Genomic DNA, 21,096 nt, shown 5'->3' with positions numbered 1-21,096 from the left:
GTCAGAAACCACTTTCGCGCATCAATACCGCCAGCACATGAGTCGCGCCGTCGGCGAGCCAACTGCGCCGCTCACCCTCAATCTTCAGGTGCCCGCGGGTTTCGCGCAGGCTCGGCAACGGCTCATCGAGCTGAATCAACACCTGAAACAGCGCGTTGCTCGGGATCAGCGCATGTTCGGCATTGGTCGTCGGCACGGGCCCGCCAAAGCGTGACGACAACATGCGGTGCGACAGCTGACTGGCGCGGGTGCTGCCGATTTGCACGACCCGGCCGGACAACGGCGTGGTCTGGCCATCGGCATAGAAACGCACGTGATCTCCGGTAGCCATGCGGTGCACCTGATCCTGCGCGACATAAGCATCGACCTGCCAACTGCGCGGATCAATCAGCATACCCAGCGACTCCTGACGGCCGACCCATTGCCCGGCTTTCCAGTCAGGATTGACGTCCAGCCAAACCCCGGCAAACGGCGTTTGCAGGTTCAGCCGGGCGATTTCCGAGCGGGCGGCGTGGGCTTCTTCGAATTGCACATTGAGGCGCTGGCGAGTCACGGCGTCTTCGGCCAGGCCGCCGGGATCGGCGATCAACCCGGACAGCCGCGCCTCATAGCTGCGCGCATTGGCTTCGCTGGATTGCAGGCGCGAGGCGATGTCCGGCTCGTCCAGGGTAACCAGGGTTTCCCCAGCCTTGACCGGGCCGTGCGGGTGAATCGATTGCAAGCGCGCCGGGTAGGGCGCATACACGCGCAACTGGTGCTCGGCGCGGGCCACGCCGACCGCATCGATCTGCGTGCGCCATGGCATCGCCAAACCCAGCAGAATCAACAGCAGCATCGCGTAAAACGCCACTTTGCGCCGGCTCGGAATCGCCGCGCGGTTTTTCCACCAGTGGCCCAGCTCGCGCATCACGGGCAGGGCGATAAACCACGACAGTTCGACCATGAACAGGAAAATCCCCAAGAGCTTGAAGAAAAACAGATAGACCGCCAGCGCGATCCCCAGAAACAGCACCAATCGGTAAATCCAGGTGACGATTGCGAAAGTCACCAGCAAACGCCGCTGACCGCTTGGAAACGTTTCCGGCCAGTCTTCCTGCAAGCCCAACAGATTGCGCCGCAGGGTGACGCGCGCCAGCGCCGAAGCGCGTTCATGCAGGTTGGGAAAGTCGAGCAAATCGGAAAGGATGAAGTAGCCGTCAAAGCGCATGAACGGACTGGCATTCAGCGCCAGTGATAACAGCCAACTGGTGGTTGCCAGATAGAGCAGGGCATTGCGCAATGCGCCGGGATCACACAACGCCCAGCCCAGCGTCGACAGTCCGGCCAGCGACAACTCGGTCACGATTCCCGCCGAAGCGATCGCCAGACGTTGCCGTGAACGGCTGAGTTTCCAGCTCTCGCCGGTGTCGGTGTAGAGCATCGGCCACATCACCACAAACGCAATGCCCATGTGCCCGACGCGCAAACCGAGCCGGGTCGCGACCAAGGCATGGCCGAGTTCATGCAGGGTTTTCGCGACGATCAGCGCCAGGGCAAAACTGAACAGACCCTCGGTGGAAAACGACTCGACCACCGCGCTGGTGAACACATCCCACTGCTGCAACACCAGAATGATCCCAAGCAGGCTCAGGCTCAGCACGATAATCCCGGTGAGCGGATGAAACAGCCAACCCAGCGTTCGCGCCAGGTATTGCAACGGCTGTTGCGGGCGCAGCAGCGGTATGCGGAAAAACAGGTAATGGTGCAGCCACCAGCGCCAGGTCAGCCAACTGCCTTCTGCGCTTTTGTTCTTGAGTCGTTCAAGCGCAGCGGGGCCGGCACGCAGTAACTGGTGTTGCTCCAGAAACTGGCGGAAATCGAGGACTTGCTCGACATCCGGTTTCAGCGCGGTGCCTTCGGCGATCTGCTCGCTGATCTGACGCGGCGACTGGCCCCAGCGCAGCAGGCACTCGAATTCCAGCCAGCCGATGCGGTAGAAACGGTTGATCACCGTGTCCTGAATCACCCACGCCGGTTCGCCGTTGCTGCCGTGGGCCGCTTCGCTCAGGCGCAAGTCTTCGCGCAGCGGCGGCACCGGCAGATCGGCCGGGTCGAGCATTACCAGCCACTCCAGGCGCGCAGCGTCGCCAGCGGCCGGCGCAGCAAGTAATAACCGAGCATGACCCGCCCGCCGTAAAGCTTCGCCGTGCCGTGCAGGCCGAGGCGCGCATGTTCGGGGGCGCCCTCAATGCTGGCGAGCAAGCGGTAGGCAACCACACCCTCATCGCTGGGCCGCGCCTGATAACTGGTTTCCAGAATCTGCCCCTTGAGGGGCGTCAGCGGATAGGCGGTGAGAAACAGCGTGACCTCGGCGCCCGGTTCCAGGGCGATGGCATCGGCCACGGCCAGTTGAATCAGCATGGCCGGTTGCGTCGGGTCAGCCACTTGCAGGATGCGCTCGCCGGTCACCACCGGTTTGCCCAGCCAGTCATTGGGGTCGCTGAACACCGCGACGCCGGCCTTTGGCGACAACACTTGTGTACGTTTCAGTTGCGCCTGCACCGCTGCCAACTCAGCCCGGCGTTGCTGCGCGCGCCCGGCGAGCAAGGTCAGTTCGCTTTTGCTCTGCGGGTTATCGAAGGCCCGTTGGCTGGCTGCCTGCAACTCGGCATCTGCCACCGCGACCTCTTTGCCGAGCACTTCAGCGCGGCTGCGCAGGGTGGTTTCGTCCAGCGCAAACAGAGGTGTGCCAGCCTCCACCGGTTGATTGGGTCGAACCTGTATCTTTTCGATCACGCCATCAATCGGTGAGCTGATGATCTGCGCCTGCCGCGAAACGATTTCAGTCGGCGCCAAAGCCGTTTGCCGCACCGGCAACAGCAGCAGGGCCGCGAGCACGATCAACACCAGCAGCAGTTGTTTGCGATTGGGCCGCCAGCGCCGCAAGCCCTTGCGCCGGGTCAGCGCTGACCAACAATAGGCCCAGGTGCTGACCAGCCCCTTGAGGTGGTGCCACAACAGCGCCGGCGGTTCCTGCTCCAGCAACAGCAGCAATAAGCCCAACCGTTGATTGTCGCGATCCTGCACTGGCACGCACCACAGCCCCGACGGCCACCATTCGTTCCAGCCTTCGGCGATGTCCAGCGGTGGACTGGCGCTGTCCTGGGACAGCCACACCGGCTCTGCATCGGGTACTTGCGCCGCGACCCAGCGACTGGCGCGCCGCAGCCACACCAGATAGGGCGAGTCTTCGCTGGGCCGTGACAGCCCCGAGACGTTCAACAGCTCCAGCGATGACTCACGCTGGGCGAACACCAGCGCCTGATGAAAGGGCAGCAGCGGGTACAGGTCGTTGGCCATGCTGAACGCCAGGCTGTTCAGCGAGTCAGCGGCCATGGCTTTATCACGCAGCGCATCGAGTTCGAGCAGCAGGTGAGGGTGAGGCAACGGCTCGTTCATGGTCATGGGCGCGCGTCTTGCTCGAACTGCGCGGTGCCGCTCATGCCGGCCATCAAGTCGGGGTACTTGTTGTCGAGCTTCGCTTCCAGTTCAACGGTTTGCGCTACTGCATCGACGCGTGAGTTGATGCCGCTGACATGGGCCGGATAGGTCTTGCCGGTTTCATGGATGCTGACCTGCAGCGGCAGGCCGGGCTTGAGGGTTTTCAGCAGGTTGGACGGTACGTTCAGGCGCACCTTCAGTGCACCGTCACTGACCAGATCGAACAGCGGCGTGCCGGCCGTAACCGTTTGGTAAGGCTTGACGTAAACCTTGGCCACACGCCCGGAAAACGGTGCGAGCACCTGGCAGTAACTGCTTTGCGCCGCGCCCATGGCCCGCGCGCCGTCGGCCTTTTGCACTTCGGTGTTGGCCATCGACACTTCGATATCGCCCACCGCGTTGAGTTGGCGCAGTTGTTGTTTGGCCTGCAGGTTCTGTTTGGCCATGGCCAGCTCCGCCGCCGCGACTTTCGCGCGCGCTTCGGCTTCATTGCAGTTGAAGCGGGCTAGCAATTGGGCCTTGGCGACCTGTTCGCCGAACCCGGCTTTCAGTTCGCCCAAGGTGCCGGCCATTTGGCTGGACAGGGTGGTTTCCAGTTCGGCGGCGAGCAACACGCGAATCGCACTGGCGCTTTCCAGTGTGGGTGCCGAAGTCGTTTCTTCAGCGTGGGCAGGGACGATCAGACTGGCCAACAACAGGGCCCCGAAACGGCACTCAAGGGCGATTTTGCGCATTCGGCGTTCCTTGCGAAGTGGCAGCGAGCAGACGTTGTTGTTCTTGTTCGTTCAAGGTGCGCTGGATTTCCCGGGCCAGGGTCTTGATGTCGTGTTGCGAGATTTCCTTGGGCAGCACGTCCAGCCCGACCGAGTTGTACATCCGCCCCCATGCGGCCTGCGCACTGGAGAACGCCGCTTCACGCTGATAACGCGAGAGCAGATAACGTCCCTCGGAGCGAATCACTTCCAGTTCCGAGCCCAACGCACCGGTTTTCGCCGCTTGCGCATAATCGAGCAGGCTGCGATCGACGCGCAGGCTGTCTTCGGCAAACTCGACCTCCTGCCGCGCCAGTTGATAGCGCAGGGTGCCGACCCGCACTTGGGTGAGAATCGCCATCGACAGCGCCACGCGCCGGGCGTCGTCGGTTTCGCTCTGGGATTTTTCCGCCGCGTTCAACGACGGCAGTTGCAGCAGACGAATCAGGTTCATCGACACTTGCAGACCGGTGCTCATCCAGTCGTTGTTGTAGAGGTATTTGTTGGAATCGTACTTGTAGCCGAAATCGACGCTGACGTTCGGCCATAGCTGCGCCTTGGCGATCTCCAGATCCTTTTGATTGACGCGTTTGCGGTACCACTCTTCCATGATTTCCGGTCGATTTTCCAACGACAGCTGTTCCAGCCGCGCCATGCTCTGGCGCACTTCCGGCAGCGGCGGGTCGGGCATGTCGGCGAGGATCATTTTCGAACCCGGCGGCAGCGACATCAGCGCCGATAGCTCGGCTTGAGCGAACTCCAGATCCTGCCGGCGCACGGTCAGCAAGTAGATCGAATCGAGCAGCGCGCGCTGATAGGCGAGGATTTCCTGACGCGGCAGCAGGCCACGGGTTTCCGCCTGGCGGGCCGAGGTCAGTGCGGTGTGGGTGCGCATCAGCAGTTTGTCGACTTCCGGCATCAAACGCTGGGCGCCGAGCGCCCGCCAATAGGCATTGCGCACGTCCTGCAGCACGTTCTGCGCGACTTTGCGCCGGCGCTCTTCGGCCATGAGGATCTGGTCGGATTTCTGCTGGGTACGGTAATACGCGACGCCAAAATCCAGCAGACTCCAGCTCAAACCCAGACCGTAGACTTCGCGATAGCGTTCTTCGGAGGTCGATGGACGCAAGCTGACCTGACGGTCTTCGATGCCGATCGAGGTGCCGCCGGAATCATTGTCACGCCCGGCATAACCGGCCGAGGCAACCAGACGCGGGAGCATTTCATGGCTGGAAACATCGCGCAGGTCCGAGGCAAGCGCGCTTTCCATGAGTTTGAGACGGTAGTCGAGGTTGTATTTCAGGGCCCGCGCGGCGGCTTCGTAAAAGGTGATCGGCGCGGTGACCGGCTCCTGACCGGAATACATGCGTGACTGGTCGGCGATGATGCGTTGACGGTTTTCTTCGTCGGTGGAGGGTTTCGGCTCCGTTGATGAGCAAGCACTGAGCAACAGTGCAGAAGCGATGGCGGTACTGAGAAGCCGGTTCGCGTGTAGGCGCATGTTCATTCCTTTGCATTCTTCGAATTTTTCTTCAGGTCGACCGCTTTACCGTGGCGTGCGCCGCTGCGCTGCATCGCGCAATTGCGCGCTGAAGCCCTTGGCCCGGGGTTTTTCATGAGGCTTTTCTGCGTGTGCCGGGCTGTGCGTCAGGTCCGCCGGGTTCAAGGTGAACAGCGACGGGTCGCTCAACAAGCCATCGGCGCTCAAACCGGTGCGGCCCTGACGCCCCTGAATCCACAGCAGGTCGAGTTCGCTTTCGAGGCGACTGGTACGCACCGCTTGCGCGACGAATTGCCCCGGCACCAGGCCCAGACCGTTGCCCACTGATTCGCTGGTGAACTCGCCGACCGCCGCCAGCCGCAGGTTGCTGCCATCGACGCCCCAGGCCGAGAGTTCGGAGATTTCAGCGGCGCGCTCGACCACCGGGGTGACGAAGATTGCCGGCTGTGGATCAGGAATCAGCAAGTTGCGGTTCAAAGTGTTCGGATCACGCTCGAAGTTATTGCCGCCGGGTGCCGGTATGAACGGCGTGGCGATGTCGAGGGTGATCACCAGTTCGGCCTGATCGCTGGCCCCAGCACGGTCGTTGATCGTGTAGGTGAACACGTCGCGCAGAATCTGCCCGAGGCCGGCGGCGGCGAGTACGGAAGGGTTGTTCTGATCGATGGTGTAGGTGTAGCTGCCGTCGGCGTTCAGTACCAGTGTTCCGTACAAGCCAATGATCGGCTGGCCAATCAGGCCCTCCGTGCCGGAACCGGCTTCAGCACCGGTGCGTACGCCGACCACTACCAGACTGTCATTGCCGTCGATGTCGCCATCGTTGGGCAGCACGTTGCCGGTGGTTTGCGGGGCAGGGGACTGATCGCTGGCAAACCCGCTGTCATTCTGCGCGACCGGTGCGTCGTTGGCGCCCTGAATGACCACCGTCAGCCGTGCGTCCGAGGTCGCGCCCGCCGCGTCGAGCATGCGATAGGTGAAGGTTTCGCTGAGGGTTTCGCCCGCAGTGCGCAAGGCCTGCACCACGGGATTGTTGTTGTCGATGACGTAGGTGTAACTGCCATCGGCATTCAGCGTCAGTTGCCCGTAGAGACCGATCAACACCTGTCCGGCACCGGTTGACTGGCCGGCCTGATTGCTGACGCTTTGCACCTGTTTGCCTTCGCCATTGGCGACGCTGTCGACATCCGTATCGTTGTCCAGCACGTTGCCGGTGGCGTTGCTGCCCGGCGTGCCGTTGTTGACGCCTCCGGCTTCGATCGCCGTGGCGCTGTCATCGGTGGCGACTGGTGTGTCGTTACGGCCATCGACGGTGATGCGCAATTCGGCGGTACTGGTGTCGCCCCAGCGATCGACGATGGTGTAGGTGAACACTTCATTCAGGGTCTGGCCGCTCTGACGCAAGGCCTGTACGGCAGCAAGGTTGTTGTCGACGGTGTAGGTGTAGCTGCCGTCGGCATTGATCAGCAAGTCGCCATACAAACCGCGCAACGAGGTGCCGACGCTGCCGACCGCGCCGATAGCGTTGACGGTGCCGGTGTGAATGCCGATCACCGACAGCGGATCGCTTTCGGCATCGGTGTCGTTGTCCAGCACATTGCCGCCGGGGTTGAGACCGGGTTGATCGTTGTTGCTGCCACCGGCCTCGATCGCCGTCGCTGTGTCGGTGTTGGCCACCGGTGCAATGTTGCGCCCGCGAATGATGATGTGGATTTCCGCCAGATCGTTCTGCCCGCCACGGTCGCTGACCTGATAGGTAAAGCGCTCATTGAGAAATTGCAGCGGCCCCAAAGCCAGCACCGCCGCATTGTTCGAATCGAGGTTGTAGGTGAAGCTGCCATCGGCGCCTATGATCAACTGCCCGTAGAGTCCGTTGATCAGCGTGCCGTTGCTGTTGTCGGTGCCAGCCGTGACCCCGGCCAGACTGCCGCCGGCGTCTTCCGTGCCGAAACGAATGCCGGTGACGGTCTTGCTGTCACCCTGGTCGACGTCGGTGTCATTGGGCAGCACGTTGCCGCTTGGGTTCACGCCATTGCCCTTGCCGTTGTCCGCCACGGCCAGCACGGTATCGTTGGCCGCGACCGGCGCATCCCAGGCGCCGTCGATGCGAATGCTCAGTTGCGCAGTGTCGGTGGCCCCGGCGATGTCGCGCAGGCGATAGGTGAAGGTTTCCACCAGCGAATCGCCGACTTTCAGCGCCTGCACGGCGGCGAGGTTGTTGTTGACCACGTAGCTGTAAGTGCCGTTGGTGTTGACGGTCAGCGTGCCGTACAAACCGTTGAAGGTCTGTGCGCCGGCAACGGTGGTGAAGGCACCGCCGGCCGCTTCGCTGCCCGTGCGGATGCCGGTGACCAGTTTGGCGTCGTTGGCATCGACATCGTTGTCGTTGTTCAGCACATTGCCGCTTGGGTTGACCCCGGGTGTGCCGTTGAACGTTCCGCCGGCCTCGACTGCCACGGCACTGTCGTTGCTGGCGATCGGGTTGTCGTTGGCCCCGCGCACGGTTATGGTCAGCGTCGCGCTGCTGGTGGCGCCGGCCAGGTCGCGGATCTGATAGGTAAAGGTTTCGGTGAGGGTGTCGGCATTGTTGCGCAGCGCCTGGACCAGCGGATTGAGGTTATCGACCACATAGCTGTAGCTGCCATCGGCGTTCAGGGTGAGAACGCCGTAGGTGCCATTGAACCCGCTGCCGATCAGGCCCACCGACGAGCCTTGATTGATCCCGATGACACTGAGCACTTCGCCGTTGCCGTCGACATCGCTGTCATTGCTCAGCACGTTGCCGCTCGGATTGGTGCCTGGCGTGGCGTTGTTCAAGCCGCCGGCCTCAACCGCGGTGTTGCTGTCGTTCTGCGCGACCGGGGTGTCGTTGCGTCCCTGAATCGTGATGTTCAACGTCGCACGATCACCGGCGCCGGCGGCGTCGATCACCTCGTAGCTGAACGCATCGAGCAACGTATTGCCGGCGCGCAAGGCCTGCACGGCGGCCATGCTGTTGTCGAGGCGATAGCTGTAGCTGCCGTCGGCATTCAGCGTCAACCAGCCATAAGTGCCACGCAATTCGGTGCCGAGAACGCCAGCGTTACCGGTTCCGGCTTCGCTGCCAGTGCGCACCGAGGACACCGCGCGGGTCTCGCCATAGTCGTAATTGGGCAGATCGCCGGGGATTTCGCCGCCGTCGACGTCAGTGTCGTTGTCCAGCACGTTACCTGTCGGGTCCTGACCGGGCTGGCTGTTGTTCAGGCCTCCGGCCTCGATAGCCACGCCGGAATCATCGCTGGCCAGCGGGTTGTCGTTCTGCCCGCGGATCAGCACGATGATTTCCGCGGTGTCGGTTTGCGGTGTAGCACCGACGCCATCGCTGACGGTGTAGGTGAAGCGCTCGGAAAGCAGATCGGCGCTGCGGCGCAAGGCTTGAACGTCAGGGTTGCTGTTGTCGACTTCATAGACGTAGCTGCCGTCGGGGAAAATCGTCAGCGTGCCGTACAGCCCGGCAATCACCGTGCCGCCGAGATTCACCGCAATTGGTGTGCCCGGATCGCCGCTCGCGCCGGACTTGATCAGCGTGACCGTCAACGGGTCGCCATCGGGGTCGGTATCGTTGGCCGTGACGTCGCCCGAAGGGTTGACGCCCGGCGTCAGGTTGTTGATCCCGCCGGCTTCGGTGGCAACGGCGATGACGTTTTGCGCCACGGGTGGATCGTTGACGCCGTGGACGGTAATCACCAGTTGCGCGGTGTCGGTCAGGCCGGAGGTGTCGGTCACGCGGTAGGTGAAGAACTCGGTCAATGTCTGCCCTGGCGCCAAGGCCTGGACCGCTGCATTGGTACTGTCGACGTCATAGAAGAACGAGCCATCGGCGCCAATGCGCAAGGTGCCGTAAAGGCCTGTCACCAAGGTGCCGTTGGCTGAGGTGGTGCCGGTGGCCACACCGCTCAGCACGTCGACGGCCGGGTTGTAACTGGCTTCGCTTTTGTTGATCACGCCATTGACCAGCAACTGGCTACTCGGCTGGTCATTGGCATCGACGTCCTGATCGACGCCGTTGCCGCCGGGTTGGGTGATCGGTCCGGGGCGGCTGGGGAACTGAATCACGTTGCCGCTCGGATTGCTTTCCGAGGCTGCGCCATTGCTCGACGCGGCTTGTGCCGACGCCGCATCATCGCTGGCAACCGGGTTGTCATTGGCGCCCTGAATGACGATGCGCAGTTGCGCGACATCGTCGAGCCCACCGGTATCGGTCAGCCGATAGCTGAAGAACTCGACCAATTGTTGGCCGGCGCTGAGCCGCTGAACCGTGGCGTTGCTGTTGTTGACCACATAGCTGTAAGTGCCGTCGGGATTGATGGTCAACGTACCGTAGAGCCCGGCAATCGCCGTAGCGCCGCTGACAGCCGTGAAGTTGCCAGAACCGGCCTCGGCCACCGGGCGGATGCCGGTCACGGTGCGGGTTTCGCCATTGGCGGCGCTGTCGACGTCCTGATCATTGTTCAACACATTGCCGGTGGCATCGCTGCCCGGTGTGCCGTTGTTGACACCGCCGGCCTCGACGGCCACGCCGTCATCGTCGATGCCCTGCGGCGTATCGTTGGCGCCCTGCAAGGTGACAGTCAGCGTGGCCGTCGAAGTCTCACCGGCAAGGTCCGCGAGCACATAATTGAAGTTGTCCTGCAAGGTCTGGCCCGACACGCGCAAGGCCTGCACGGCCGCATTGTTGTTATCGACGACATATTGGTACGAACCGTTGCTGCCAATCACCAACTGACCGTACAGGCCATTGATCACGGTGACACCGAGCACCGGCGTCTGAATGCCGGCGCCGGGGCCGACCGAAACCACGTGCAGTTGGTCGGCGTTGGTGGCGATGTCGACGTCGGTGTCATTGCTCAGCACATTGCCGCGTGGGTCGATACCAGCGGAAGCGTTGTTGCTGCCGCCTGCCTCCAGTGCCGTGGCGCTGTCGTTGACACCGACCGGGTTGTCATTGACGGCGGCGAGGACGATTTGCAGGGTGTCGGTGTCGGTCAGCGCATCGGCGGCCGTGCCGGGAATACCGTCGCCATCGGCATCGCCGTAGTTGCCACGATCGTTGCTGAGCACGGTCAGGGTGTCGGTGCCGTTGAAGTTGGCATTGCCCAGATAACGCAGGCTGGCCAGCGCGGTATTGATATCGGCGAGGTTGCCGGTCAGGGTCATGCTCGCAGTATTGGCCCCGCTGATCGTGACGCCCGGCACTGTCGCGCCGAGGAACAGTGTCCCGTGAGTGACCGTGAGAATGACGCTGATGGCGCGGTCGTTGACGTTCGGATCACGGCTGGCATCGACATCGGCAACGCTGATGCCGCCGATATTCAGCACCACGTCTTCCAGGCCGTTTTGCGTGCCGGGGAGGGTGTTGACCGGCGCGTCGTTCTGTTCGACGTAACCGGCGTTGGCGCTTTGCGTGTCGGCATCGCCCAACGTGATTGTGATCTGGCCGAGAGTGCCGGCATCGCTGTCGACGCGCACGCGCAGATCGCCCACCGGTTGCGGGTAACTGACCAACCCTGCGGGCACATCGATACGGAACACGCCCAGCGGCAACACGCCGAAGCGGTACTGGCCGTTGGCATCGGTCGTGGTGGTGAATTGCAGGTTGTCGGCAGTAGTGTCGAGGCGGCCGTCGGCGCCGGCCCAGGTCAGGGTCACTATTTGCCCGGCCAGACCGGCGCCGTCCGGTGTGGCGCTGGCGGTCGGGCTGGCGGTGTCGTTCCACAAGGTGCCGGTGATCACGCCAAGCCCGGCGGTGTCGCGCAAAATGTACTGGTTCGGGCCGACGGCGCTGCCGTCGCGCTCGCCGGTGGCGGTACCATCGACCCCGACGCTGTTGCCGCCCCAACTGGTGAAGTCTTCGGGCAGGCTGCTCCAGGTCAGTGTCGCGTTGCTGCTGGCGATAATCGTCGAGTTCGGCAAGTCGACCGAGTAGCGCACCTGAATCTGCGCGCCGACATTCAGTTGATCGAAGTTGACGCTCAAACCGCCGCTGGTGCTGAAGCTGATTCCCGCCGGCAGGTTGCCCGGGCCGTAACTCACGCCATTGATACTGACGCTGAGCAGGGTGTAATTGCTGCCGCCGGCAAAGCCGTCGCTGACGCGCGCATCGAACGCCGGCAGGCCGCCGTTCTGGGTAAAGCTCAGTTGCACCGTCGCGTTGCCGGTGCTGCCGGCAGGGTTTGGGTTGAACGCGACAATCTGCTTGTCGAGGCCGCTGAAGCTCGGCTCGACCACCCGTTCAAACACCGTGTCACTGACCGCACGCCCGGCACCGTTGACGATTTCCTGTGCGGTCACCGCCAGTTGCGCGCCGGCAATGTTGGCGGCGATGTTGGTCACACGCACGTTGAACTCGATCGAGATGCCTTCCAGATCGTCGTCGTTGCCATTGCCGTTGACCACGTTGCCGAGGTTGAACGTCACAACCTGGCTGCCATCGGGGTTGGTGACGACGGTCAGCCGGCTGGGGTCGAAGATGCCTTGCGGCGCCAGACCTGACAGGTCGGCGGTGATCGGCAGGGCCTCGGGGCTGTTTTCGTTGCCGTCGATATTCAGCGTGCCGCCGACGATCAGGTTGGCGTCGCTGGTCAGCCCGCCGTTGGAAATGAACGCAATGCGCAGGGCATTGACCAGCGCATCCGGGGAGATGAACTGCAAGCCGTTGGCCAGGGTGATTTGCACCTGATAGTTGGGGTTGTTGCCTTCGGGCACCAGCACCACCACGCGGTAGCGAATCACTTCGCCGACGGTGACTTGTTCGACGGTTGCGGAGGTCGGGTTCGGCGCCGCCGTGTCCGGCAGGCCACCGACACGGGATATTTCGATGGCCTGAGCCACAGGAATCAACAAAGTCGACAGGTTACGGTAATCGTTGAGCGTGCCGCCATTGAGCACGCCATCAACGCCGGTACGTTCGCCGGCATTGCCGCCGTCGAGGCTGGTCCATTGCACGCTGGCGACGTTGGCGATGTTAGATAACGCTGCGGCGCTGGCGTTGACGATGCCGCGCAGTTGCAAAACGATGCTGCCGCCCTTGGCGATGTCGATATTGGCGCCGCTGGCGGTGCGCAACTGGCCGCCGACGATTTCGAAGGCAACCCCGCCGTTGTTGGTGGCGCCGTTCTGATACAGCACGCCGACCAGCGTGACGTTGCTGAGCTGGGTCGGCAGGGTGTCGAGGAAACTGATGTCGAACGCACTGAAATCGGTGCTGCCATTGCCGTTAGTGATGGTGATATTGAAAGTCACCGTGTCGCCCTGGTCATAACCGCCCAGGCCCGAGGTCGAGGTGATCACCTGATTGATCTGCAAGGTCGGTTCGCGCAGGGTCACGGTGGGTTGGCCACCGCTCAGGGCAACGTTGCGATCCAGCGTGACCGCACCGTTCGGCGTGTCTCCATCCGGGTCGTTGTAAACCAACTGTGCATTGTTCTGCAGCGAGACGTTGGCCTGATTGGCAATGACGTTGTTGGCCACCAGTTGCAGACGAATCACGAAGGTGTTGTTGCCGGTCTGGTTGTCCGCCGAAACGCTGGAAACGCTGAAAGTCCAGCGTCCATCGACCCCGTCGCTGCCCAATGTACCGCCGATCCCGGCGAAACCACCGACCAGCACGCTGCCGGCGAAATCGGCGCCGAGCGCGCCACTGCCGGCGCGGGTGGTGATGATCTGGTAGCCAAGGCCACCGTTGAAACTGGTGTCCAGGCGCATGCCCGGCGGAATCAGGTCTTCGATGCGCAGGTTTTGTGTGGTGCCTTCGGGCAGGGTGATGACAATGTCGTAGCGCATGCTTTCGCCGACCACCAGATCGCTGCCATTGGTGTGGCTGGCGCTGGAGTCGCCATTGTCCAGTGTGCCGTCGGCAAAGACTTTGCTGATGACCGGCGCGGCAATCTGCTGGCTGGCCAGATCGGTGAGGTCGGTCGGGGTGAAATCGGTACCGCCGTTGACGCTGGCGTAATTGCTCAGGGTCGCGGTGGATTGCAGGCTGCGACTGGCCTCAATGGTTGCGCTGACCACGACGTCATAGCTGATTACCACGACGTTGGCGCCGCTGGTATCGGCCGCCGTGCCGCTGCGCCCGGCCAACAGACTGGCCTGGCCACCCGCATCAAGAAAGGTGATCTGGTTGCCGCTGACGCTGTAGTCGGTGCCCAACACCAGCAGCGTGCCGTCGCCGCGATAAATCTGCAGGTTGGCCGCCGCCAGGCTGCCGCCGACAAAGCTCAAGCCAGAGGGCAGGGTGATGCTGGTGCTGACGTCAAATGCGCCGCCACCACCGCTGTTTTCAATCGCCGTGACCAGGCGCAAACGGTCGGCGCCGTCGATATTGCTGATGTTGCCGTCGACCGCCGACAGGTCGGTGACGTTGCCATTGAACGGCTTGCCGGTGCTGCCCGGCGGATTCCAGCTGCCGCTGGTGCCGGTCACCGTGCCGTTGGAACCGGACACCACGCCGTGCTTGATATTGAGCACCGGCTCGGCGACCGACACGATCGCGACAACGTCGGAGGAAATCAGCGTGCGGTCGGTGAGGGTGGTCTGCTGGCTCGATTGTGCGAGGACGTCGAGCGAGCGCTGGTCGGCAAATGGCTGATCGCCGACCCGGACCGTGAAGCGAATGACGATGCGGCTGCCGGTGGTGGTGTTGGTGGCAAAACTGCCGAAATCGAACACCACCGAGTTGCCGTCGGCGCTGGTGACGCTGACCACGCCGCCGGCATTGGTATTGCCCGCCCCCAGCGCCCACTGGCCGACATCATTGCCCGAGCCCCAGGTGATCCCGCTGACATTGAACAGCGGCAGCGGCAGGTACGCGGTGAGTTTGAACTGCTCGTAGTCGCCGGTGATCAAGTCGTAGCTCAGCTCGAAGGTCACTTCATCGCCGGGGCGCAGTTCACCGTTGCCCGGCGGTGCGCCGTTATTGACCTCGACCAGATTGATATCGACGTTGCTGGTAGGGATCACGCTGGTGGTGGTGGAACCATCGGTTTCGCTCTCGCCCGTCAGGTTGAAGCGATCGACCAACAGCGTGCCGTCTACCGTGGCGGTGTTGCCCAGTTCGTCACCTTCGTTGATGTCCGGGTGCGGGTTGCCTGAAGGCGGCTTGTAGGTCTGGCCGACGATGGCCGAATAGCTCAACACCGCGACCACGGCGCCCTGCAACGTGTCGTCGAAGGCCAGGTCGCCATTGAGCCAGCCGCGAATGTTGTTGAACGCATTGCGCAGCGACTGGGCGATATCGAACACCATCGAGGTGCTGCCGTCGGCATTGTTCACCACGCTGGTGACCAGGGTGATGGTCTGCGCGACACCGTTGATCGTCACCGTCAGGGTCGGCGTGCCGCTGAGGGTCTGGCCATCGCTGAGTTGGTCGCGGATGACCAGTTGGCCTTCGTTGAAGAAGTCCTTGCCGAAGGCAAAGTAGTCGGAAATCGCCAGGTTCAGGGTGTATTGCAGGGTGTCGCCGGGGCTGATGCCGCTGTGGCCGATGTCGTTCTGCATCGTTGCGGTTTTCAGCAGCGTGATCGATTTGGCGATGAACTGTGTGCTCTGGCCTGTGCCGCTGAAATCGATGGTGGTGTTCGGTGCGGTGACGTCGCGAGGATCGAGTGGCACCCATTGCCCGGAAGCCGTCGGCGGGCCCAGGGTCACGGTCACCGCGTCGCCGGTGACCGGGTTGATCACCGGTTGACCGTTGGCGTCGACTTCCGGCACGTAGAACGCGACCACGGTGTCGGTCTTGCCGGTGAGGCTGGCGTACTCCACGGTGAACGAATTGATGTAGACGTCGTTGGCCGCAATCAGCACAGCGATTTGCGCAGCATTGGTTACCACGGTGCCGTCGTGCAGGGTGATCGAGGTCAGCCGACCGCCAGCGCCGGGGGTGATCGAGTTGACCTGGATGTTGTCGGGCAGGGGTTGGGTGACGACGACGTTGCTCAACGTCTGGCCCGGCGCGGGCGTCGCCGACAGGGTCAGCGTGCGCACGTAGTTGGGGCCGGTGGCGGTTTCGCCTTCCGGGGTATTGATCGTTTCGCTGACGGTAATCACCGTCGGGTGCACGACGAAAGCCGCAGTGCCGGCCTGGATCAGGCTCGGATCGTTGGTCGGGTTGTCCAGCGCGTCATTGCCGAATTCGAAGCCGCCACTGGCGCGGATGGTCAGGTCGGGGCTGCCATTGGAAAACGCCGTGTCGGCCAGATTGCTCAGGCTGGCGGTGATCTGCACGCCAATCACCGGTTGCTGGTTGGTGACGCTGGCGAAAGGCAACTCGATCACCACCAGTTTGTCGCCGGCGCGCATGCCGTAGGTGGCGGCGTTGATGATCAGGAAGTTGCCGTTGGCGTCTTTGGCCAGTGGATGCGTGGCGTTGCCATTGGCATCGAAGGTCACCACGTGACTGATGAGGTTTTGCCCAAGGTAGGTGGCCGAAATGAAATTGACGCCGTCGTCGCCATCCTTGCCGGTGACCGGCATCGCCAGGTTGATGAATGGCGCGTAACCCACCTGGGTCGAGGTGTTGCTGAAGTTCACGGTAAACGTGAAACGGTCGCCAAGCAGTACATCGCTGCCGCCGGTGGACACCGTCGCGGTCGGCGCGGCATCGGCCAGCAATCCGTCGAAATGCGCCATCGCGAGGCTGCTGATGGCGATGCTCTTGTCGAGGTCACCGACGCGGGTTTCCAGGGTCCAGTCGCCGCCGGCCTTGCTGCTGCCGGTGTCATTGCTGGAGGCGCCGACATCGGCGCCGGTCCAGCGTGCCAGTTCGCTGACCAGGGTTTGCCCGGCCGCACCGGCGCCGACATCGCAACCGTAGAGCTGAATGTCCGCGCCTTGGGTCAGGTTGTTGCGCCATTGTCCGAGGGTCTTGCCCAGCGAGTCGATGTTGTCCGAACTGACCGTGCGGTTGCCCAGGGTGAATTGCCCGGAGGCGCCGTGGGACATGATCTGGATCGAATCGACCTTGCCCAGTTGCGCCAACGCCGCAGAGATCGCCGCCAGACCGTCTTCGCCGACATTCACCACAATCGCGGTGACATTACCCGGCAACTGCGCGACCAGTTGATCGCGGTTTTCAATGCGGCTGTCGATCACCAGCAAACTGCGTGCAGCAGAGGGTGCTGGCTCGCTGGCGCGGCCCTCGGTGGGCGTGCTGTGAGGAACCTGGGCGTCCACGGCGGCCGGTGGCGCGGCGGGATCGCTGTGATGTTGATCGGCGGCCGCCGAAGCGGCGGCGCCGTCGAACAGAATTCTCGGTTCCAACGCCAGTGACTGACGTTGCGGGCGCCAATGGGCGCCGGACAATCCATTGCGTGAACCTTGCATGATCGGCCTCGTACTGCCTGCTGAATCCATCCAATGAGTACCGACGCCGGGCGACGGACAAATTCAGCGTAGGACGTTTCTTACGCTTTTCCAGCGAACTTCAGGGACTTGCAACGGGGCGCGATAACAGCCTATTGCCATCAATGCGCGGTGTGTCTGTGCGTATTGGCGCACAGCAAGGGTGAGGTCTAGGCTGGTCAGTCAGTCGCCCATGCGGCGCAACGCCCAACGCAGGGACAGGAGCGCAACCGATGAAAGCCCCAGCCAGTATTGTCTGCCTGATGTTCACGCTGGTGCTCGCGCCGGGAGCCCGCGCTGAAGACCCGCCGCCTGCGCCCGCTGCCGAGGCCACGGACGATGCGCCGTTGATCAATCCGCAAGTGGTCGACAAGTTGATCGACATGGGCAATTACCTGCGCAGCCTGCCGAAATTTCAGGTCGATGCCCAAGTCTCGCGCGACACGGTTCTGGAGTCCGGGCAGAAGATCAAGACCGAATCCGCCAACACCCTGAAAGTAGTCGGCCACGATCGTTTGTATGCGAAAAGCGAAGGCGATGTGCGCACTCGCGAGTTCTTCTATAACGGCAAGAAGCTCACCCAGTATTCGCCGTACCTGAAGTACTACACCACCGTTGATGCGCCGGCCACCGTCGCGGAAACCCTGCACAAGGTCGAGAGCTACTACGGTGTGCAGGTGCCGATGGAGGACCTGTTTCTGTTCGGCAGTGATCAGGCGCAGATCGATGCCTTGAAAGCCGCACTGTACGTAGGGCCGTCGGTCATCAAGGGCCAGCTCTGTGATCATTTGGCGTTTCGCCAGGAAGGTATTGACTGGCAGTTGTGGCTGACCCGCTCCGACAAACCCTTGCCGTGCAAACTGGTGATCACCACCACCGACGATAAGAGCTTTCCCGAGTACAGCGCGGTGTATCAGTGGAACCTCAAGCCGACCATTCCGGACACGCAATTCACCTTCAAACCGGGGAAAGGCGATGTGGCGATTGCGTTTAAAAAAGCCAGTGATCAGGGAGGGCAGTGACATGAACAAGTCGATAACGTGGAGTCTGTTGTTATCGCTGGCCGCTGCCACGCTGCTGACCGCCGGTTATGTCGCCGAAGCCAATGCCCGGGGGCAACGCGCTCAGGGCCATGCCCGCGCCAACGTCAACCGCGCGCCGGCGCCGAACGCGCAACGGGCGCAGCGGATCAATGCGCCGCAACGCGCCAATCACGTGAATGCCGGTAATCGGGTCAATTCGGGCAATCGGGTCAACGCCGGCAACAATGTCGGCAATCGCAGGTACGTCAACAACGGCAACCGCAACGTCAACATCGACAACAGTCGCGATGTCGATATTGATGTCGACGGCCATGGCCGTTATGGCTACGACGATCACTACCATCCGGTAGCGACGGCGGCGGCAGTGACGGCCACCGTGGCGGTCACGGCAGCGGTGGTGGGCGCGATCTTTACCCCGGCGCAAATGCCCAGCAGTTGCGTGCAGGTGATTCGCTACAACGTCGCCTACATGCAGTGCGGCTCGACCTGGTACCAGCCTCAGTATCAGGGCAGTGATGTGACGTATGTGGTGGTCAACGCGCCTTGATCAGGCTTTCGGCACCCAGGGTTGCATCTGCGCGAGCATGCCTCGGCCGCCACGGCGCAACCCGGTGGCCAGGGTCAGCCACGACAGGTCAGTGATAATGACGTGTGCGGCCGGGACCAGCCGCACTTCACCGGCGGTGCCGCCGGCCGGACCTCCGTCGGGCATGAAAATCGTCAGCCAGTCGTCCACGCTTTCGACGATCAGACACAGCCGAAAACCTTCGCCTTCGGCAATTATCCCAACCTTGGAACCGTCCTCGTTTTCCAGCCCGGCAAAGCGTGCCGTGGTGTCCTTGAACAACTGGTAACCCGGCAAGTTGCTGAGCAGCTTGTTTTCAGTGGCTTCCATCGCCCGCGCTGCCGCTGAGGTGCGTGCGAGCAGCCCGGCGAGAAAACACAGCACGATCAGACCCAACAATGTCGCCACACTCACCAGTGTCACGCCCGCGACGTCATAGCCCTTGAACATCGGCAACAACTTCTCGACCGGCCCGCGCAACAAGTGGATGGCTTTTTCGATCAGCACGACGATCAGCACCAGCGGCAGGATGAACAACAGCCCGCCGATCACGGTGGTCTTGATGAACTTGAACATGACGGCTCCTTGAATGACGTGCGACCGGATTCAAGGCTAGCTGATAAAAAAGGAATGAGCGCCGCGGCGCCCGTGCTGCAGATGGCACAAACCCGGCCAGTGCCGGGTTTGCGATGGTTGCGCGGAATCAGTTAATCCGCGGGTGCTGCTGCACCAGTTCTTTGCGCTTGGCTTCCAGCGCGGCGATCTCGGTGTCGATGTCTTCGATTTTCTGCTCGATGTTGTCGTGGTGTTCTTGCAGCAGTTCCTTCGCTTCTTCAAGGTCGGAGGCGGCCGGCGCAGCGCCACGCAACGGCTTGTTGGCGGTTTCCTTCATCGTCACGCCGGTGGCCAGACCGACCACGGCGATGACCATCAGGTAATACGCCGGCATGTACAGATCGTTGGTGCTCTCGACCAGCCACGCGACCACGGTCGGCGTCAGACCGGCAATCAGCACTGAAACGTTGAAAGCCGCTGCCAGCGCGCTGTAGCGAATGTGCGTGGGGAACATCGCCGGTAGGGTCGAGGCCATGACGCCGATAAAGAAGTTCAGCAACACGGCCAGCATCAGCAGGCCGGCGAAGATCAACCCGATCTTGCCGCTGTTGATCAGCATGAACGCCGGGATCGCCAGAATGAACAGGCCGATGCTGCCGACAACGATGAAGGGTTTGCGGCCAATCTTGTCGCTGATAAAGCCAATTGCCGGCTGCACGAAGAGCATGCCGACCATGATCGCGATGATGATCAACACGCCCCGGTTTTCGCTGTAGTGCAGGTTGTGCGACAGGTAACTCGGCATGTAGGTGAGCAGCATGTAGTAAGTAACGTTGGTCACCGCCACCACGCCGATGCAGGTCATCAGGCTGCGCCAGTGCTTGGTCGCGACCTCCTTGAACGAGACTTTCGGTCCGCCGGCGAGGCCTTCGCGATCGCCTTGCTCAAGCTTTTCGACGTGCTGCTGGAACGCCGGGGTTTCTTCCAGGGCGTGACGCAGGTAGAGACCGATCATGCCCAGCGGCAGGGCGAGGAAGAACGGCAGGCGCCAGCCCCATTCCTCGAACTTGGCTTCGCCGAGCGTCGTCGAGATCAACACCACCACGCCGGCACCGAGGACGAAACCGGCAATCGAGCCGAAGTCCAGCCAACTGCCGAGGAACCCGCGTTTACGGTCCGGCGCATATTCGGCGACGAAGATCGAAGCACCGGTGTATTCACCGCCCACCGAGAAGCCCTGCGCCATTTTTGCCAGCAACAGCAGGATCGGTGCCCAGATGCCGATCGAGGCATAGGACGGAATCAGGCCGATGGCAAAGGTGCTCAGCGACATGATCACGATGGTCGCGGCGAGGACTTTCTGTCGTCCGTACTTGTCGCCCAGAGCGCCAAAGAACAAGCCACCCAGCGGCCGGATCAGGAAGGGCACCGAGAAGGTCGCCAGCGCGGCGATCATTTGCGTGCCGGGGTCGGCGCCGGGGAAGAACACTTTGCCGAGCACATAGGCGACGAAGCCGTAGACACCAAAGTCGAACCATTCCATGGCATTGCCCAGTGCGGCGGCGGTGATCGCCTTGCGCATCTTGGCGTCGTCGACAATGGTGATGTCGTTCAGGCCGATCGGCTTGACGGTTTTCTTGCGTGATTTCATCCGGGTCTTCTCTTTGCTGATCCATCGTGCCGCGTAGATGCCATCTTTTTGATGGCGCGTACTCTTTGGCTCAGATACATGAGGACACGAAATAATTCACTGCTCGGCGCTTTTTTTCCTGACGCACCTGTGTAGGAGCTGCCGAAGGCTGCGATCTTTTGATCGTTCCCACG

At 62.2% G+C, this 21,096-nt stretch carries 9 protein-coding genes; 2 read left to right on the top strand and 7 right to left on the bottom strand.

The genetic code is table 11. The features are described 5' to 3' along the window. Nucleotide 1: 1 nt before the first annotated feature. From PMI23_RS18130 to PMI23_RS18110, 5 genes are read right to left on the bottom strand one after another with little or no spacing between them, the layout of a single operon-like run. Nucleotides 2-2,098: an HlyD family efflux transporter periplasmic adaptor subunit gene (locus PMI23_RS18130; protein WP_007913319.1), complete on the bottom strand. Its 2,097-nt coding sequence runs from the start codon at nucleotides 2,096-2,098 to the stop codon at nucleotides 2-4. Then, entirely contained in the window at nucleotides 2,098-3,444 is a 1,347-nt protein-coding gene (locus PMI23_RS18125; protein ID WP_007913317.1) for an efflux RND transporter periplasmic adaptor subunit, read from the bottom strand. Before PMI23_RS18125 ends, PMI23_RS18130 begins: the two co-directional genes overlap by 1 nt. Further along, entirely contained in the window at nucleotides 3,441-4,214 is a 774-nt protein-coding gene (locus tag PMI23_RS18120; protein ID WP_007913315.1) for an efflux RND transporter periplasmic adaptor subunit, read from the bottom strand. The genes PMI23_RS18125 and PMI23_RS18120 overlap by 4 nt, the downstream gene beginning before the upstream one ends. Further along, on the bottom strand, nucleotides 4,195-5,733 hold the full coding sequence (locus PMI23_RS18115; RefSeq protein WP_007913313.1) for a TolC family protein: 1,539 nt from the start codon (nucleotides 5,731-5,733) through the stop codon (nucleotides 4,195-4,197). The genes PMI23_RS18120 and PMI23_RS18115 overlap by 20 nt, the downstream gene beginning before the upstream one ends. A 45-nt stretch (nucleotides 5,734-5,778) precedes the next feature. Then, complete coding sequence (locus PMI23_RS18110; protein ID WP_007913310.1) at nucleotides 5,779-17,091, bottom strand: VCBS domain-containing protein; 11,313 nt, start codon at nucleotides 17,089-17,091, stop codon at nucleotides 5,779-5,781. 251 nt (nucleotides 17,092-17,342) lie between these two features. Between PMI23_RS18110 and PMI23_RS18105 the strand changes: the two genes are divergently transcribed. Both PMI23_RS18105 and PMI23_RS18100 read left to right on the top strand, forming a co-directional pair. Then, nucleotides 17,343-18,131 carry a DUF2092 domain-containing protein gene (locus tag PMI23_RS18105; protein ID WP_007913308.1) on the top strand — a complete coding sequence of 263 codons (789 nt, stop codon included), beginning with the start codon at nucleotides 17,343-17,345 and terminating at the stop codon, nucleotides 18,129-18,131. A gap of 1 nt (nucleotide 18,132) precedes the next feature. Continuing rightward, a complete protein-coding gene (locus PMI23_RS18100; RefSeq protein WP_007913305.1) occupies nucleotides 18,133-18,699 on the top strand; it encodes a hypothetical protein in 567 nt (188 codons plus the stop codon). On the opposite strand, the gene PMI23_RS18095 is transcribed toward PMI23_RS18100, so the two are convergent. Together PMI23_RS18095 and proP are read right to left on the bottom strand one after the other, a co-directional pair. Then, nucleotides 18,700-19,293 carry a hypothetical protein gene (locus PMI23_RS18095; protein ID WP_007913304.1) on the bottom strand — a complete coding sequence of 198 codons (594 nt, stop codon included), beginning with the start codon at nucleotides 19,291-19,293 and terminating at the stop codon, nucleotides 18,700-18,702. 127 nt (nucleotides 19,294-19,420) lie between these two features. Next, on the bottom strand, nucleotides 19,421-20,923 hold the full coding sequence (gene proP / locus PMI23_RS18090; RefSeq protein WP_007913302.1) for a glycine betaine/L-proline transporter ProP: 1,503 nt from the start codon (nucleotides 20,921-20,923) through the stop codon (nucleotides 19,421-19,423). Nucleotides 20,924-21,096 lie beyond the last annotated feature (173 nt).

Origin of the sequence: Pseudomonas sp. GM24, from assembly GCF_000282235.1 — a bacterium.
Classification (GTDB): Bacteria; Pseudomonadota; Gammaproteobacteria; order Pseudomonadales; family Pseudomonadaceae; genus Aquipseudomonas.
This window is presented reverse-complemented; position numbering and strand designations above follow the sequence as displayed.